The sequence below is a fragment of the Mycobacterium sp. genome, from assembly GCF_025965855.1.
Classification (GTDB): Bacteria; Actinomycetota; Actinomycetes; order Mycobacteriales; family Mycobacteriaceae; genus Mycobacterium.
Map to the genome: position 1 here is coordinate 1 of NZ_JAOPWB010000346.1, position 14,869 is coordinate 14,869.

The window sequence follows — 14,869 nt, forward strand, 5'->3', positions numbered from 1 at the left end:
GAGTTCAGACCGCGAAGTCGGCTAGAGAGGATCCAGCATGGACGAACTGCGTAAGAAGGGCCTCGAGAAGATGAACGAGGTCTACGGCTGGGAGATGCCCAACATCGAGGGCGACGCGTACTTCGACCTGACCGTCGATCACCTCTTCGGCTCTATCTGGACCAGACCGGGGTTGTCGATGCGCGACAAGCGCATCATGACGCTGACCGCGGTGACCGCGGTCGGAAATCGCGACCTGGCCGAGATCCAGGTCAATGCCGCACTGCTCAACGGGGAACTCAGCGAGACCGAACTGAAGGAGATGGCCGTCTTCCTCACCCACTATCTCGGGTTCCCGCTAGGTTCGGCGCTCAACGGCGCGGTCGACGCCGTCGTGGCAAAGCGCAAGAAGGCCGCGGCAAAGGGCGCCGCAGAGGACAAGAGGGCCAACGTGGATGCCGCGTTGAAGATGCACTCGGGCAACGCTTCCGACTAGCGCCTGACTCAGTAGGGCCGGATGCCCTCGGGCATCACATATTCGGACGTCGGCGCGGAGAAACCGTTGACCGTTGTTCCGCCGTTGATGATGCCCGGGGCCATTTCGAGCATGTTGTGCGGAAACCCGAACGTCGGTTTGGTGAGTGCGTCGAGGCGGGCCAGTTCGTCGGCGCCGAGGCTGACGTCGACGGCGCGGATATTGTCGTCGAGCTGTGAGAGCCTGCGTGCGCCAATGATGATCGACGAGACTGCGGGCTGTGCGTGGACCCAGGCAAGCGCCACGCTGGCGACCGTCGTCTCGTGGGCCTTGGCGATGACCTCGAGTTCGTCGATAACCGCGTAGGCCTTCTCGTTGAGAAAGGCATCGACCATCGCGCCGCGATCGGCGTTGTGCTGGCCGGTGTTTCGGCGGGTGTACTTGCCGCTGAGCACGCCGCCCTTGAGTGGCGACCACGGTGTGATGCCGAGGCCGAATTCGGACGCCATCGGCACGAGTTCCTGTTCGACGTCGCGCTCGAGCAGCGAGTATTCGATCTGCAACCCGACGAATGCCGACCACCCGCGGAAGCGGGCGATGAGGTTGGCTTCGACGATCTTCCACGCCGGGGTGTCCGAAACGCCGATGTAGCGCACCTTGCCGGCCCGAACGAGGTCGTCGAGTGCCGCCATCGTCTCCTCGATCGGGGTATTGGCGTCCCAAATGTGCAGCCAGTACAGGTCGATGTAGTCGGTCTGCAGGCGCCGCAGCGAGTTTTCGCACGCGCTTATCAGTGATTTGCGGCCCGAGCCGCCACCGTTCGGATCGCCCGGATACAGGTTGCCGCTGAATTTGGTCGCGATCACCAAGCGGTCGCGGCGGGCAGGGTGGCGCCCGATGTGGTCGCCGATGATCTTCTCGGAGTGGCTTCTGGTGTAGAAGTTGGCGGTGTCGATGAAGTTGCCGCCGAGTTCGGTGTATCCGTCGATGATCTGTTGGGACTCTTCCACGCTGGTGCCCCAGCCGAGGTCTTCGCCGAACGTCATTGCGCCGAGGCACAGGGGGCTGACGCGCAAGCCGGAGCGTCCGAGTGTCACGTATTGATCCAGAGGCATGGTGGCCGCTTTCTGGTAGATTGTTCGATCATGCGCTTGTTCCGTTCTAAACTAGTTCGCTTCTGAACGATCTGGCAAGTCGATGTCTGCGGTCGATGCGGCGAAGATCTGGTCGTTGAACTACCGGGTGCTGCTGTCGGTCATCACTTGCGCCGAGGCCGATATCTGCGCGCTCGGACTCGAGTCCAAGGAGCTGTTCCTACTCGCCGAGATCGACGAGCATCCCTACCCTGCCGAACTCGCCACGGCGCTTAGCATGCCCAAGGCGACGGTGACGGTCTACCTGAAACGGCTTGAGGCGGCGGGTTTCGTGCACCGCGAGATCGACCCCGCCGATCTGCGGCGCCACCGACTTCTGCTCACTGCGGCTGGGCGTAAGGTCGCCGCGGACGGCCTCGCGCTGCTGTCGGCGGAGTTCAACAAGCGTCTCGGACGTCTCACCGCCGCGCAGCAAAAAGAGCTGAAAGGCCTGCTGGAGCGAATTGTCTGAACGCCTGAGCTAGTCTGACGTGTCGTGCGCGTCCTGGTGATCGGTTCCGGTGCCCGTGAGCATGCGCTGCTGCTGGCGCTTCGCGAAGATCCGCAGGTCACGGCGCTAGCCGTCGCCCCGGGCAACGCGGGTACCGCCCGGCTGGCCGAGCAGCACGATGTCGACATCACCTCGGGCCAGGCGGTCGTCGCCCTGGCCCGCGAGGTCCGGGCCGACATGGTGGTCATCGGTCCCGAGGTGCCGCTGGTGCTGGGGGTCGCCGACGCCGTGCGCGCCGCCGGGGTGGTCTGCTTCGGACCCAGCAAGGACGCCGCTCGCATCGAGGGCTCCAAGGCGTTCGCCAAGGAGGTCATGGCCGCCGCCGGCGTGCGGACCGCGGCCAGCGAAATCGTCGACAGCCCAGCGCGTTTGGATGCCGCCCTGGACCGGTTCGGGCCGCCGGCCGGTGACCCTGCCTGGGTGGTGAAGGACGACCACCTGGCCGCCGGCAAGGGCGTGGTGGTGACCCCCGATCGGGTTGCGGCGCGCGCCCACGCCGCGGGCCTGCTCGAGTCGGGGCACCCGGTGCTGCTGGAGTCTTTTCTCGACGGGCCCGAGGTCTCGCTGTTCTGCGTCGTCGACGGCCGCACCGTCGTGCCGCTGTTGCCCGCGCAGGACTTCAAGCGTGTCGGCGACGGCGATAGCGGACCCAACACCGGTGGCATGGGCGCGTACGCGCCGCTGCCGTGGCTGCCCGAGGACGTGTACCGGCAGGTGGTCAGGGGAATCGTCGAACCCGTTGCGGCCGAACTGGTTCAGCGTGGCAGCGCGTTTTCCGGATTGCTCTACGTCGGCCTCGCGATCACCGCGAAAGGTCCTGCGGTAGTCGAATTCAACTGCCGCTTCGGGGATCCCGAGACGCAGGCCGTGCTGGCTCTGCTGGAGTCGCCGCTTGGCGAGCTGCTCTATGCCGCGGGCACGGGCGCGCTGGCCGATTTCGGCGAGTTGCGCTGGCGTGACGGCGCCGCGGTGACGGTGGTGCTGGCGGCCGAAAACTATCCCGGACGCCCCCGGGTCGGGGACGTCGTCGTCGGCTCCGAAGCCGACGGGGTGCTGCACGCGGGAACGGCACGCCGCGACGACGGCGCGGTCGTCTCGTCGGGTGGTCGGGTGCTGTCCGTGGTGGGCACCGGAGCGGACCTGTCCGCCGCGCGCGCGAACGCGTACGACATCTTGGGTTCAATCAAGCTGCCCGGCAGTCACTTTCGCAATGACATCGCGCTGGCGGCGGCGGAGGGTAAGATCAGCGTCTAGCAGCCTTCAAAAGCCCGCGGCTTGGCCGTCGCGGCGGGGATCGCTCACCGCCAGGTACCCGTCGTCGAGGCGCCAGATCGCCTGGCAGCTGCCGAATTGGTTGTAGTCGTCGACCGCGACCAGGTCGTGCCCACGCCCGCGCAACTCGCCCAGCGTCGAGGGCGGGAAACCCCTTTCGCAGCTGACCTGCATGCCCTGCACCCACCGGAATCGCGGCCCGTCACACGCTGCCTGCGGATTCTGCCCGTGGTCGGCGATGCGCACCATCACCTGCACATGGCCCTGGGGCTGCATCGTCCCGCCCATCACGCCGAAGCTCATCACCGGGGCGCCGTCTTTGGTGACAAAGCCCGGAATGATCGTGTGGTAGGGACGCTTGCCGGGCCCGACCCGGTTCGGATGGCCCTGAGCCGCAGCGAAATTGGCGCCCCGATTCTGCAGCGAAATGCCGGTGCCCGGCACCACCACACCGGAGCCGAATCCCATGTAGTTCGACTGGATCATCGACACCATGACTCCAGCGGCATCGGCGGCGGTCAGGTACACGGTGCCCCCGCACGGGGTGCCCGCGGCCGCCGGCTTTGCCCGCGTCCGATCGATCAACGCCGCGCGTTGCTTGAGGTACTCCCCGTCCAAGAGGTGTTCCGGGGCGAGGGGCATGTGGTCGATGTCGGCGACATAGGCCTGCGCGTCGGCGAAAGCCAGCTTCACCGCTTCGATCTGCAGATGCACGCTGTCGGCGGAATCGGCCGGCAGCGAAGACATGTCGAAGTGTTCCAAGATGCCAAGCGCGATGAGGGCAACGATCCCGTGGCCGTTGGGCGGTATCTCGTGCACCGTGTATCCGCGGTAGGCGGCGTCGATCGTGCCGACCCAGTCGGCGCGGTGAGCGGCGAGGTCGGCGGCAGCCATGGCTCCGCCGCTGGCGGTCGCGTGCGTCTCGAGTTTGGCGGCCAGCTCCCCGCGGTAGAACGCCTCGCCGTTCGTTGCGGCGATCCGCTCGAGCGTGGCGGCTTGCTCGGCAAACCTGAACAACTCACCGGGTTTCGGCGCCCGTCCGGCGGGCAGGAACGCCTCGGCGAACCCGGGCTGGTCCTCGAACAGCGGCACCTGTGCGGCCCATTGCTCCGCGACCGTCGGTGAGACCAGGAAGCCGTTGCGGCCGTAGGATATCGCGGGCTCGAAAAGCCGCTCGAACGGCAGCTTGCCGAACCTGGTGTGCAGCTCGACCCACGCCGACACGGCCCCGGGCACTGTCACGGAATTCCAGCCGAGCGCGGGAACGGCGTCGCCGCCGAAGTACTCCGGCGTCCAGGCCGCGGGCGCACGGCCGGATGCGTTCAGGCCGTGCAATCGCTCGCCGTCCCAGACGATGGCGAACGCGTCCGAGCCGATGCCGTTGGACACCGGTTCCACCACGGTCAGAGCGATGGCAGTCGCGATCGCGGCGTCCACCGCGTTGCCGCCCTCGGCGAGCATGCGCAGACCCGCTTGAGCCGCAAGGGGTTGTGACGTGCACACGACGTTCGCCGCGAGGACGGGCTTTCGCGGCCAGGCGTAGGGGAAGTCCCAACCGAACGGTGCGGTCACCTTCGCGAGCGTAACGCCCTGGCGATTTTCGGCGTGATTTTTCGCAGTGGCGTTACGAGCGCGGCCCCAAGGTCAGGCCGTCAGCAGCGGCGCCATCCAGGTCAGCTCGGCCGGGAGTTGCGAGCTCCAGAACTCCGGGGTGTGCCCGCCGGGCGAGAAGCCGCCCGCGGGCGGGTTGGGCAGTTGGGCGATGAACTGTTTCGTCGCCCCGTAGAACGGGTCGCTGTCGCCGCAATCCACCCGGATCGGGATCGACGCCAGCGCCGGCATTCCGAACACCGAGTTCGCCGCGAAGTCGTCGGGCCCGTCGAACGCGCCGGGCGCGGCCGCCCCGGACGACAGCCACAACGCCGGGCTCACCGCACAGATCGCGGCGGTGCGCGCGGCTCCCAGCCGCCCGCCGAGCAGCAGCGCGCCGTAGCCGCCCATCGACCAGCCCAGGAACGCCACGCGTGACGTGTCCAGATCCTGGCTCGCCAGCATCGGGATCAGCTCGCCCAGCACCATGGCCCCGGCGTCCTCGCCGGACGCTCGCTTGTGCCAATAGCCGCCCCCGCCGTCGACGGCGACCACCGCGAACGGCGGCAGCCCGGCGTTGACGGCCTGCGCGAGACCGTGCTCGACGCCGCCGGCCATCACGGCCGACGCGTCGCTGCCCTTACCGTGCAGCGCGATCACCGGCCGCAGCGCCTTGGTCTGCCCGGGCGGACGCGCGATCGCCCAGCTGGTGTCGACCCCGCCGCGCGCCGCCGAGACGAAGGAGCCCGTCACCATGGTGGGCGCAGGCTGGGCCGGTGCCGCGGGCTCGAGAGGCGCGCTCGGCGCGGGCGCTAACGGTGCCTGGGTGCCGGCCGTCGACACCGGCGTGGCGTGTGATGTTCGGGCCTGGAACAGGATGTCGAGGGCGTATGCCCCGGTAGCGCCGATGGCCGCGCCGGCGCCGAGACCGAGCAGGGTTCGGCGGCTCAGGTCGGGCATGCGGGCCATCATGCCATGGCCGTTTGGCCGAAATGGCAATGCTGTACCACTTTGGCTGGCACCATGGCTACTCGTGACTGCAGCAGTTACTCCAAAAGGAGAACGTCGACGGTATGCGCTCGTGAGCGCAGCCGCCGAGCTGCTTGCCGAGGGCGGGTTTGAGGCGGTGCGTCACCGGGCGGTCGCCCGGCGGGCCGGCCTGCCGTTGGCGTCCACCACTTATTACTTCTCCTCCCTCGACGATTTGATCGCGCGCTCCGTCGAGCACATCGGGATGATCGAGATCGCGCAGCTCCGCTCACGGGTCAACGCGTTGTCCCGGCGGCGTCGCGGGCCCGAGACCACCGCCGAGGTGCTGGCGGACCTGCTGGTGGGAGACCTGTCCGATCCGGCGCTCACCGAACAGCTGATCTCCCGATACGAGCGGCACATCGCCTGCACGCGCCTGCCCGCACTGCGCGAGACCATGCGCCGCAGCCTGCGCCAGCGCGCCGAGGCGGTGGCCGAGGCCCTGGAGCGATCCGGCCGATCCGTGCGTATCGAGCTGGTATGCACGCTGATCTGCGCGGTCGACGGTTCGGTTGTCGCCGCTTTGGTGGAGGGCGGAGATCCCGCTGCCGCCGCGCTGGGGACGGTGGTCGAGCTGGTTGACGTGCTCGCACCCATCGACCCGCGCCCGGTGCAGATCTGAGCTGCTACGAGCGGGGCAGCGACGGCGTAACGATGTACCCGGTGGCGAAGTCGCCGTAGATCGTGACGCCGGCCGGGTGGCGCTGGGCGTACAGCGCGACATAGGCGCAGACGACGGCGTCGACCGGATCTTCGGCGCGGCGCAGCTCGCTCTTGCGTTGCGCCGCGACGACATGCCGGCGCAGCTCGGCCCAGCCGTCGTGGCTCTCGACGTGCAGCGGCACCGTGGCGTGCGCCAGCTTTTCGACGCCGTCCATCAGGAGCAGCAGTTCCGATTTGAGCCGGGCCAGGTCGCGGCCCGGTTTGGCCTTGTACTTGAGGGTCCGCGCCAGCCGGAACAGCACCACGGTCGCCGGATGCGGGTAGACCTCGATGGCGCGGCGCGCGGCCGACGACCGCGGATCCATGTCGAGACCCAGCGCCCCGGCCAGCCGCGCCGCGCGCGGCATCCCGGCGAACTCCGGTTTGGTGGTGTTGGACGGGTGCGCTCCGGCTTCAAACCTGCGGAAATCGCGGTTGAGCGACGCCTCGGCGGGCCGCTGGCCGGTGGGATTGGTCACCACCAGCGGCGCGTCGAACGCCACCAGGCAATCGCCGCGGACATAGGGCCACAAGGCGGCGAGCACGTCGGCGTCGTCGCGCGCGGCGCCGAGGCGCACCAGATAGCCGTCGGCGTCGACCACCGCGACGCCGGTCGGCTTGCGGCCGCCCCAGGCCAGGTCGACGCCGGCGAAGTACACCGCGCACATTGTGCCGCGAAAGTGCAACTATCGGCGTCGCCTCTCGGCGAATGCGTTGCCAGTCGCACTCTCCCGGTGCCGGACGAACCGTAAGCTGTGTGCTTGTGAGCATTCCGAATGTCCTGGCCACCCGGTACGCCAGCGCGGAAATGGTCGCGATCTGGTCGCCGGAGGCCAAGGTCGTCGCGGAGCGGCGGCTGTGGCTGGCTGTGCTGCGGGCCCAGGCCGAACTCGGGGTGGACGTTCCCCCCGAGGCGATCGCCGACTACGAGCGGGTGCTCGACGACGTCGACTTGGCCTCGATCGCTAACCGTGAACGTGCGCTGCGCCACGACGTCAAGGCCCGTATCGAGGAATTCAACGCGCTGGCCGGCCACGAGCACGTGCACAATGGGATGACCAGCCGCGACCTCACGGAGAACGTGGAGCAGCTGCAGATCCGGCGGTCGCTGGAATTGGTTTTCTCCCACGGCGTTGCGGTGGCGGCGCGGCTCGCCGAGCGGGCGGTGACCTATCGGGACCTGGTGATGGCCGGACGCAGCCACAACGTCGCCGCGCAGGCCACCACGCTGGGCAAACGGTTCGCTTCGGCGGCCCAGGAGACGCTGATCGCGTTGGCCAGGATGGGGGACTTGCTCGACCGTTACCCGCTGCGCGGCATCAAGGGCCCGATGGGCACCGCGCAGGACATGCTCGACCTGCTCGGCGGCGATGCGGCCAAGCTGGCCGAATTGGAACGCCTCATCGCCGAATTCCTAGGTTTCTCAACGGTTTTGACCAGCGTCGGACAAATCTACCCGCGTTCACTGGACCACGACGTGATCTCCGCGCTGGTGCAGCTCGGCGCCGGGCCCTCGTCGATGGCCCACACCATCCGGCTGATGGCCGGGCACGAACTCGTCACCGAGGGGTTCGCGCCGGGGCAGGTCGGCTCGTCGGCGATGCCGCACAAGATGAACACCCGCAGCTGCGAACGGGTCAACGGGCTGCAGGTGGTGCTGCGCGGCTACGCCTCAATGGCCGCCGAACTGGCCGGCGCGCAGTGGAACGAGGGCGACGTGTTCTGCTCGGTGGTGCGCCGAGTTGCGTTGCCGGACAGCTTCTTTGCCATCGACGGGCAGATCGAGACGTTCTTGACCGTGCTCGACGAGTTCGGCGCCTACCCGGCGGTGATCGCCCACGAGCTGGATCGCTACCTGCCGTTCCTGGCCACCACCAAGGTGCTCATCGCCGCGGTGCGCGCCGGCATGGGCCGCGAGGCCGCTCACCACGTGATCTCCGAACACGCGGTGGCGACGGCGCTGGCCATGCGCGAACGCGGCGCCGAGCCGGACCTGCTGGACCGCTTGGCCGCCGACGAACGGCTGCCACTTGACCGGGCGGCGCTGGACGCCGCGCTGGCCGACAAGCAGGCGTTCACCGGTGCCGCCGGTGACCAGGTCGACGAGGTGGTCGCGATGGTGGACGCGTTGGTGAGCCGCTACCCGGACGCGGCCAAATACACCCCGGGCGCGATCCTGTGACTCTCGCGAGCGCACTCTCGGGGATCGACTTCACCGACCTCGACAACTTCGCCGGCGGGTTCCCGCACGAGTTGTTCGCCGTCCATCGGCGAGAGGCGCCGGTGTACTGGCACGAGCCGACCGACAACACCCCCGACGGCGAGGGCTTCTGGTCCGTCGCCACGTACGCGGAAACCCTTGAGGTGCTGAAGGATCCGACGACGTACTCGTCGGTCACCGGCGGGCAACGGGCATACGGGGGCACGCTGCTGCAGGACCTGGCCATCGCGGGGCAGGTGCTCAACATGATGGACGACCCGCGGCATTCCCAGATTCGGCGGCTGGTCAGCTCCGGGCTGACGCCGCGCATGATCGGCCGCGTCGAGGACGACCTGCGGACCCGGGCCCGCCGGCTGCTCGACTCGGTGGTGCCGGGCGATCCGTTCGACTTCCTGGTCGACATCGCCGCCGAACTGCCGATGCAGATGATCTGCATCCTGCTGGGAGTGCCGGAATCCGAACGGCATTGGCTGTTCGAGGCGATCGAGCCGCAGTTCGACTTCGGCGGCTCGCGCAGGGCATCCCTTTCGCAGCTGTCCGTCGAAGAGGCCGGTTCCCGGATGTTTGCGTACGGCCGGGAGCTGATCGCGTCCAAGCGCGCCAAACCGACCGACGACATGCTGTCGGTCGCGGCGAACGCAAAGCTTGACGACGTTGACGCGGATGACGCGCCGGCGCTGTCCGACCTCGAGCTGTATCTGTTCTTCAGCCTACTGTTCAGCGCGGGCGCGGAGACGACGCGCAACGCGGTCGCCGGCGGCCTGCTGGCGCTCGCCGACCATCCCGAGCAATTGCGCACGCTGCGTTCGGATTTCGGCCTGCTGCCGACGGCGGTCGAAGAGATGGTGCGGTGGACGTCGCCGTCGCCGTCGAAGCGGCGCACCGCCACCCGCGACGTCACGCTCGGCGGGCAGTCCATCCGGGCTGGACAGAAGGTCCAGATCTGGGAGGGCTCGGCCAACCGGGACGCCGACGAGTTCGACCGCGCCGACGAGTTTGACATCGGCCGGAAACCGAATCCGCACTTGGGATTCGGCCAGGGCGTCCACTATTGCCTGGGCGCCAACCTGGCCCGGCTGGAACTGCGAGTGCTGTTCGAGGAACTGCTGACGCGCTTTTCCGCGGTGCGGGTCGCCCGGCCCGTCGAATGGACCCGCAGCAATCGGCACACCGGTATCCGGCACCTGGTCGTGGAGCTACTCGAGGAACAGTGACCATCCGGTGCGGCGGATCGTGTCGTCAGGCCGCGCGCAGCGCGATGCCGGCCGACCGTAGTTCCAGCGCGGCCAGCGCCCGGATGGTGACCGGATCCTCGCGGCGCCACCCGCCGACCGGGTCCGCGCTGATCGCGGCAAGCTTGCGCGGCGCCCGGTTCGTCAGGGCCCGCATCGCCAAGAGCTGTTCCCCGGCCGGGGTCGCGGCCAGCCCGGTGACGGTCCACTTGCGCCGGAAGAACTGGAGCCGCAGGAACAGCCACGGGATGACCACGACGAGCAGCGGCACCGCGACGACGGCCAGCGCCATCAGCACCGCGAGCCAGCCCGCGGTGGTTTCGAGGCTGTGTCCGGCCCCGGCGATGTCGAGGGCGGACGCGCTGGCCGAGGTGAGTGGCTTGCTGACCGCATCGCCGACCACCGGGATGTGCTGCGCGCCCTGGCCTGCCGACGCCAGGTTGCCGGCGATCCCGTTCGCCCCGTTCTCGACCTGCCCGCCGGCCTCGGCGATGGTCGAGATCGCGTCGTAGACCGCCGTCCCGACGACCAGCCATAGCGCCGTCCAGAGGAAGATGGCGAAGTCGCTGAAGAGTTGGACGGCCAGCCGGCCGGGTGTGGTGGCGTAGGGCAGAACCCGCGATGTCAGCGATGTCATAGCGCAATACCAGCACAGGGCCGGCCCTGCGGCGCCCGATAGGCTGGCCCGATGCGCCCTGCACTGTCCGAGTACGATCATCTGGCCAGCGGCAAGGTCCGCGAGATCTACCGGGTCGACGACGAGCACCTGCTGCTGGTGGCGACCGACCGGATCTCCGCGTACGACTACGTCCTGGACAGCACGATCCCGGACAAGGGCCGCATCCTGACCGCGATGAGCGTGTTCTTCTTCGGCCTCGTCGACGCCCCCAACCACCTGGCCGGGCCGCCCGACGACCCCCGCATCCCCGACGACGTGCTCGGACGCGCGCTGGTGGTGCGGCGGCTCGAGATGCTTCCCGTGGAGTGCGTGGCCCGGGGGTACCTGACCGGCTCGGGACTGCTGGACTACCAGGCGACCGGCACGGTCTGCGGCATCGCGCTGCCGCCGGGTCTGGTGGAGGCCAGCAAGTTCGCCACCCCGCTGTTCACCCCGGCGACGAAGGCGGCGCTCGGGGATCACGACGAAAACATTTCGTTCGCCCGGGTGATCGAGATGGTGGGTGCGGTGCGCGCCAACCAGCTGCGCGACCGCACGCTGCAGATCTACGTTCAGGCCGCCGATCACGCGCTGACGAGGGGAATCGTCATCGCAGACACCAAGTTCGAATTCGGCACCGACCGCGACGGCAACCTGCTGCTGGCCGACGAAATCTTCACGCCGGATTCCTCGCGGTATTGGCCGGCCCGGGATTACCGCGCCGGTGTGGTCCAAACCAGTTTCGACAAGCAGTTCGTGCGCAACTGGCTGACCAGCCCCGAGTCCGGCTGGGATCGGCACGGGTCGGCGCCCCCGCCGCCGCTTCCCGACGACATCGTCGACGCCACCCGGAGCCGCTATATAGATGCGTACGAACGTATTTCGGGATTGAGTTTCGACGAGTGGATCGGCCCGGGCGCATGACGGACGCTTCGGTGGACGCGCCGGTGCCGCCCGTCGCGAAGCGGGTGGAGACCCGGCGTGAATTCCACGGTGACGTCTTCATCGATCCGTACGAATGGCTGCGCGACAAAGCCGACCCTGAGGTCATCGGCTACCTGGAGGCCGAGAACGACTACGTCGATCGGATGACGGCTCACCTGGAACCGTTGCGACAGAAGATCTTCGACGAGATCAAGTCGCGCACCAAGGAGACCGATCTGTCGGTACCGACTCGGCAAGGCGACTGGTGGTACTACGCCCGTACGTTCGAGGGAAAGCAGTACCGTGTCCAGTGCCGTTGCCCGGTCGCCGATCCCGATGACTGGGACCCGCCGATGCTCGACGAGAACACCGAGATCCCCGGCGAGCAGGTTTTGCTCGACTCGAACGCGGAAGCGGAAGGCCACGAATTCTTCGCACTGGGCGCCGCGATGGTCAGCCTGGATGGGAATCTGCTGGCGTACTCCGTCGATACCGTCGGCGATGAACGCTATACCCTGCGGTTCAAGGACTTACGCACCGGTGAGCAGTATCCCGACGAGATCGCCGACATCGCGGCGGGAGCGACCTGGGCGGCCGACAACCGCACGGTGTATTACCTGACCCTGGATGCGGCTCATCGCCCCGACAAGGTCTGGCGCTACCGGCTTGGCTCCAACGAGCCGTCGGAGCTGGTCTATCACGAAGCCGACGAACGGTATTGGCTGGGGGTGGGGCTCACCCGAAGCGAGAAGTACGTGTTCATTGCCGCGGGTTCGTCCATCACCTCCGAGATGCGCTACGCCGACTCCGCCGACCCGCAGGCACTGTTCACCGTGGTCCTGCCGCGGCGTGAAGGCGTTGAGTATTCGGTCGAGCACGCGGTGGTCGGCGGCCAGGACCGATTCCTGATCCTGCACAACGACGGCGCGGTGAACTTCACGCTCACCGAGGCGCCCGTCGGCGATCCGACGCGGCAGCGCACCCTGATCCCGCATCGCGACGACGTCCGGCTCGACGGAGTGGATGCCTTCGCCGGTCATCTGGTGGTGAGCTATCGCCGCGAGGCGTTGCCCCGGGTTCAGTTGTGGCCCATAGGTTCCGACGGGGATTACGGTGAACCCGAGGAGATCTCATTCGACTCGGAGCTGATGTCGAGCGGGCTGGGTAGCAATCCGACCTGGGATTCGCCCAAGCTGCGGATCAGGGCGGGGTCCCTGGTCACCCCGGCGCAGATTTACGACATCGACCTCGCCACCGGCGAGCGCACCTTGCTGCGCGAGCAACCCGTCCTCGGCGACTACCGGCCCGCTGACTACGTTGAACGGCGCGACTGGGCGCGCGCGGAGGACGGCACCCGGGTCCCGGTGTCGATCGTGCATCGCGCCGACATCGAGTTTCCCGCGCCGGCCCTGCTCTACGGTTATGGCGCCTACGAGATTTGCACCGACCCAAGCTTTTCCATCGCCCGGTTGTCGCTGTTGGATCGCGGCATGGTGTTCGTCATCGCCCACGTCCGCGGCGGCGGTGAGATGGGCCGGCTCTGGTACGAGCACGGCAAGCTCTTGGAGAAGAAGAACACCTTCACCGACTTTGTCGCGGTGGCACGGCATTTGGTGGACTCGGGCCTGACCCGACCGCGGCAGCTGGTCGCGCTCGGCGGCAGTGCGGGGGGCCTGTTGGTGGGCGCGGTGGCTAACTTGGCACCGGAGCTCTTCGCCGGCATCCTCGCGCAGGTCCCCTTCGTCGACCCGCTGACCACCATCCTCGACCCCTCCTTGCCGCTGACCGTCACCGAATGGGACGAATGGGGAAACCCGGTGAGCGACAGCGATGTTTACTCGTACATGAAGTCGTATTCGCCCTACGAGAACGTCGGGGCCAAAAGATACCCGGCCATCCTCGCGATGACGTCTTTGAACGACACCCGGGTCTACTACGTGGAGCCGGCCAAGTGGGTCGCGGCGCTGCGGCACTCCAACAACGACGGCAATCCGATCCTGTTGAAGACCCAGATGAACGCGGGGCACGGTGGTGTCAGTGGTCGCTACAAGGCCTGGGAGGAGGCCGCGTTCCAGTACGCGTGGCTGCTAGCCGCTGCCGAACGCGACCGCTACGGCAGCGGCCAGGAAGACGACCTGCATGGCCGTCCGCAGGGGTAGCCGGGTGGTCATCGACTTGGGGGGATTGGGCATCCGGGAGGCGTAGACGTTGGCCGGGAACATGGCCACCATCAGCACCAGGAGGCAGACGGCCGCCGCCACCCGGGTCACCGGAAGCAGCAGGCCCACGGCCCCGAGCAGCTCCAGCAGCCCGGTGATGGTGACCAGGTAGCCGGGGGCGGGCAGGCGCGGCGGCACGATCGCGATGAGGTCACGTCGCAGCGGCGGAGCGAAGTGCGCAAATCCGGTCAGCACGAACATCGCCGCCAGCCCGACGGCGATCGCCGCCGTCCAGCTGTTGACGTAGGCCGTACCAAACCAGCCGAGCCAGCCGATGCTCCGGGCGGCGACGGTGCTCAACAGCAGCGTGATCAACGGAGCCATCTGAATCATTCCAATCTAGACAGTGACAAGATCCTGGACTCGAAAGTAAACGCTCATCTAGTCACTGTCAAGTTTGGTAGTATGCTGGGCTCGTGACTCGCCCCAACTACCACCACGGCGACCTGCGCGCGGTAATCCTCGCCGAGGCCGCGCGCCTGGTCGCCGAACGCGGCGCGGATGGGATTTCGTTGCGGGAGTTGGCCCGCAGCGCGGGCGTGTCACATGCCGCGCCCGCTCACCACTTCACCGATCGGCGGGGGCTGTTCACGGCGCTGGCCACCGAGGGGTTTCAGCTGCTCACCGCGGCGCTGACCGATGCCCGGGGCCGCTTCGCCGACGCGGCGCTGGCCTACGTGCGGTTCGCCCTCGAGCACCCCGGCCACTATCAGGTGATGTTCAACAGGTCGCTCCTCGACGCCGCCGACGCCGAACTGGCCGCCGCCGAGGCCGCCGCGGGGGCCGAACTTTCCCGCGGGGTCGCGACGTTGCGGGATCCCAATGCGCGGGCCGATCCCGCCGCCGCTCAGCTGGCGGCATGGTCACTGGTGCACGGGTTTTCGACGCTGTGGCTCAACGACGCGGTCAACGCTCAGATCAAAC

15 protein-coding genes are annotated in these 14,869 nt (G+C 67.9%); 9 read left to right on the forward strand and 6 right to left on the reverse strand.

Annotated elements, in window-relative coordinates:
• The first annotated feature begins 37 nt into the window (after window positions 1-37).
• Complete coding sequence (locus JWP83_RS29845) at window positions 38-475, forward strand: carboxymuconolactone decarboxylase family protein (protein ID WP_297738808.1); 438 nt, start codon at window positions 38-40, stop codon at window positions 473-475.
• Between the two features lie 8 nt (window positions 476-483).
• On the opposite strand, the gene JWP83_RS29850 is transcribed toward JWP83_RS29845, so the two are convergent.
• The gene (locus JWP83_RS29850; RefSeq protein ID WP_297738810.1) at window positions 484-1,569 is read right to left on the reverse strand and encodes an aldo/keto reductase; all 1,086 of its coding nucleotides are present in this window, start codon (window positions 1,567-1,569) and stop codon (window positions 484-486) included.
• 82 nt (window positions 1,570-1,651) lie between these two features.
• Here JWP83_RS29850 and JWP83_RS29855 point away from each other — a divergent pair, with 82 nt between their 5' ends.
• Window positions 1,652-2,059: a MarR family transcriptional regulator gene (locus JWP83_RS29855; protein ID WP_297738812.1), complete on the forward strand. Its 408-nt coding sequence runs from the start codon at window positions 1,652-1,654 to the stop codon at window positions 2,057-2,059.
• 24 nt (window positions 2,060-2,083) lie between these two features.
• Window positions 2,084-3,352, forward strand: coding sequence for a phosphoribosylamine--glycine ligase (gene purD, locus JWP83_RS29860; RefSeq protein ID WP_297738813.1), 1,269 nt, complete (start codon window positions 2,084-2,086; stop codon window positions 3,350-3,352).
• A 6-nt stretch (window positions 3,353-3,358) separates the two neighbouring features.
• Here purD and JWP83_RS29865 read toward each other — a convergent pair whose 3' ends face one another.
• Window positions 3,359-4,942, reverse strand: a complete 1,584-nt coding sequence (locus JWP83_RS29865) for a gamma-glutamyltransferase family protein (protein ID WP_297738815.1) — start codon at window positions 4,940-4,942, stop codon at window positions 3,359-3,361.
• A gap of 72 nt (window positions 4,943-5,014) precedes the next feature.
• Window positions 5,015-5,932, reverse strand: coding sequence for an alpha/beta hydrolase (locus tag JWP83_RS29870; protein WP_297738817.1), 918 nt, complete (start codon window positions 5,930-5,932; stop codon window positions 5,015-5,017).
• On the opposite strand from JWP83_RS29870, the gene JWP83_RS29875 reads away from it, so the two are divergent.
• Window positions 5,931-6,611: a TetR/AcrR family transcriptional regulator gene (locus JWP83_RS29875; protein WP_297738819.1), complete on the forward strand. Its 681-nt coding sequence runs from the start codon at window positions 5,931-5,933 to the stop codon at window positions 6,609-6,611. The genes JWP83_RS29870 and JWP83_RS29875 overlap by 2 nt on opposite strands.
• Before the next feature lie 4 nt (window positions 6,612-6,615).
• Here JWP83_RS29875 and JWP83_RS29880 read toward each other — a convergent pair whose 3' ends face one another.
• Window positions 6,616-7,350 carry a DUF429 domain-containing protein gene (locus JWP83_RS29880; protein ID WP_297738820.1) on the reverse strand — a complete coding sequence of 245 codons (735 nt, stop codon included), beginning with the start codon at window positions 7,348-7,350 and terminating at the stop codon, window positions 6,616-6,618.
• Window positions 7,351-7,454: 104 nt separating this feature from the next.
• On the opposite strand from JWP83_RS29880, the gene purB reads away from it, so the two are divergent.
• Window positions 7,455-8,873, forward strand: coding sequence for an adenylosuccinate lyase (gene purB / locus JWP83_RS29885; RefSeq protein ID WP_297738822.1), 1,419 nt, complete (start codon window positions 7,455-7,457; stop codon window positions 8,871-8,873).
• Complete coding sequence (locus tag JWP83_RS29890) at window positions 8,870-10,126, forward strand: cytochrome P450 (protein ID WP_297738824.1); 1,257 nt, start codon at window positions 8,870-8,872, stop codon at window positions 10,124-10,126. Before purB ends, JWP83_RS29890 begins: the two co-directional genes overlap by 4 nt.
• A 25-nt stretch (window positions 10,127-10,151) precedes the next feature.
• On the opposite strand, the gene JWP83_RS29895 is transcribed toward JWP83_RS29890, so the two are convergent.
• Complete coding sequence (locus tag JWP83_RS29895) at window positions 10,152-10,772, reverse strand: hypothetical protein (RefSeq protein WP_297738834.1); 621 nt, start codon at window positions 10,770-10,772, stop codon at window positions 10,152-10,154.
• Between the two features lie 60 nt (window positions 10,773-10,832).
• Here JWP83_RS29895 and JWP83_RS29900 point away from each other — a divergent pair, with 60 nt between their 5' ends.
• Both JWP83_RS29900 and JWP83_RS29905 read left to right on the forward strand, forming a co-directional pair.
• Window positions 10,833-11,726, forward strand: a complete 894-nt coding sequence (locus JWP83_RS29900) for a phosphoribosylaminoimidazolesuccinocarboxamide synthase (protein ID WP_297738826.1) — start codon at window positions 10,833-10,835, stop codon at window positions 11,724-11,726.
• On the forward strand, window positions 11,723-13,885 hold the full coding sequence (locus JWP83_RS29905; protein WP_297738828.1) for a S9 family peptidase: 2,163 nt from the start codon (window positions 11,723-11,725) through the stop codon (window positions 13,883-13,885). The genes JWP83_RS29900 and JWP83_RS29905 overlap by 4 nt, the downstream gene beginning before the upstream one ends.
• Here the strand turns inward: JWP83_RS29905 and JWP83_RS29910 are convergent.
• Window positions 13,814-14,269 carry a DoxX family protein gene (locus tag JWP83_RS29910; RefSeq protein WP_297738830.1) on the reverse strand — a complete coding sequence of 152 codons (456 nt, stop codon included), beginning with the start codon at window positions 14,267-14,269 and terminating at the stop codon, window positions 13,814-13,816. The genes JWP83_RS29905 and JWP83_RS29910 overlap by 72 nt on opposite strands.
• Before the next feature lie 92 nt (window positions 14,270-14,361).
• On the opposite strand from JWP83_RS29910, the gene JWP83_RS29915 reads away from it, so the two are divergent.
• A partial coding sequence (locus JWP83_RS29915) for a TetR/AcrR family transcriptional regulator (protein ID WP_297738832.1) occupies window positions 14,362-14,869 on the forward strand: 508 nt, incomplete at its 3' end.

Excerpts from the sequence above, each read along its gene's own strand:
- JWP83_RS29845 (WP_297738808.1), top strand. The coding sequence starts at position 38 with ATGGACGAACTGCGTAAGAAGGGCCTCGAGAAGATGAACGAGGTCTAC.
- JWP83_RS29850 (WP_297738810.1), bottom strand. The coding sequence starts at position 1,569 with ATGCCTCTGGATCAATACGTGACACTCGGACGCTCCGGCTTGCGCGTC.
- JWP83_RS29855 (WP_297738812.1), top strand. The coding sequence starts at position 1,652 with ATGTCTGCGGTCGATGCGGCGAAGATCTGGTCGTTGAACTACCGGGTG.
- JWP83_RS29875 (WP_297738819.1), top strand. The coding sequence starts at position 5,931 with ATGCCATGGCCGTTTGGCCGAAATGGCAATGCTGTACCACTTTGGCTG.
- JWP83_RS29870 (WP_297738817.1), bottom strand. The coding sequence starts at position 5,932 with ATGATGGCCCGCATGCCCGACCTGAGCCGCCGAACCCTGCTCGGTCTC.
- JWP83_RS29900 (WP_297738826.1), top strand. The coding sequence starts at position 10,833 with ATGCGCCCTGCACTGTCCGAGTACGATCATCTGGCCAGCGGCAAGGTC.
- JWP83_RS29905 (WP_297738828.1), top strand. The coding sequence starts at position 11,723 with ATGACGGACGCTTCGGTGGACGCGCCGGTGCCGCCCGTCGCGAAGCGG.
- JWP83_RS29910 (WP_297738830.1), bottom strand. The coding sequence starts at position 14,269 with ATGGCTCCGTTGATCACGCTGCTGTTGAGCACCGTCGCCGCCCGGAGC.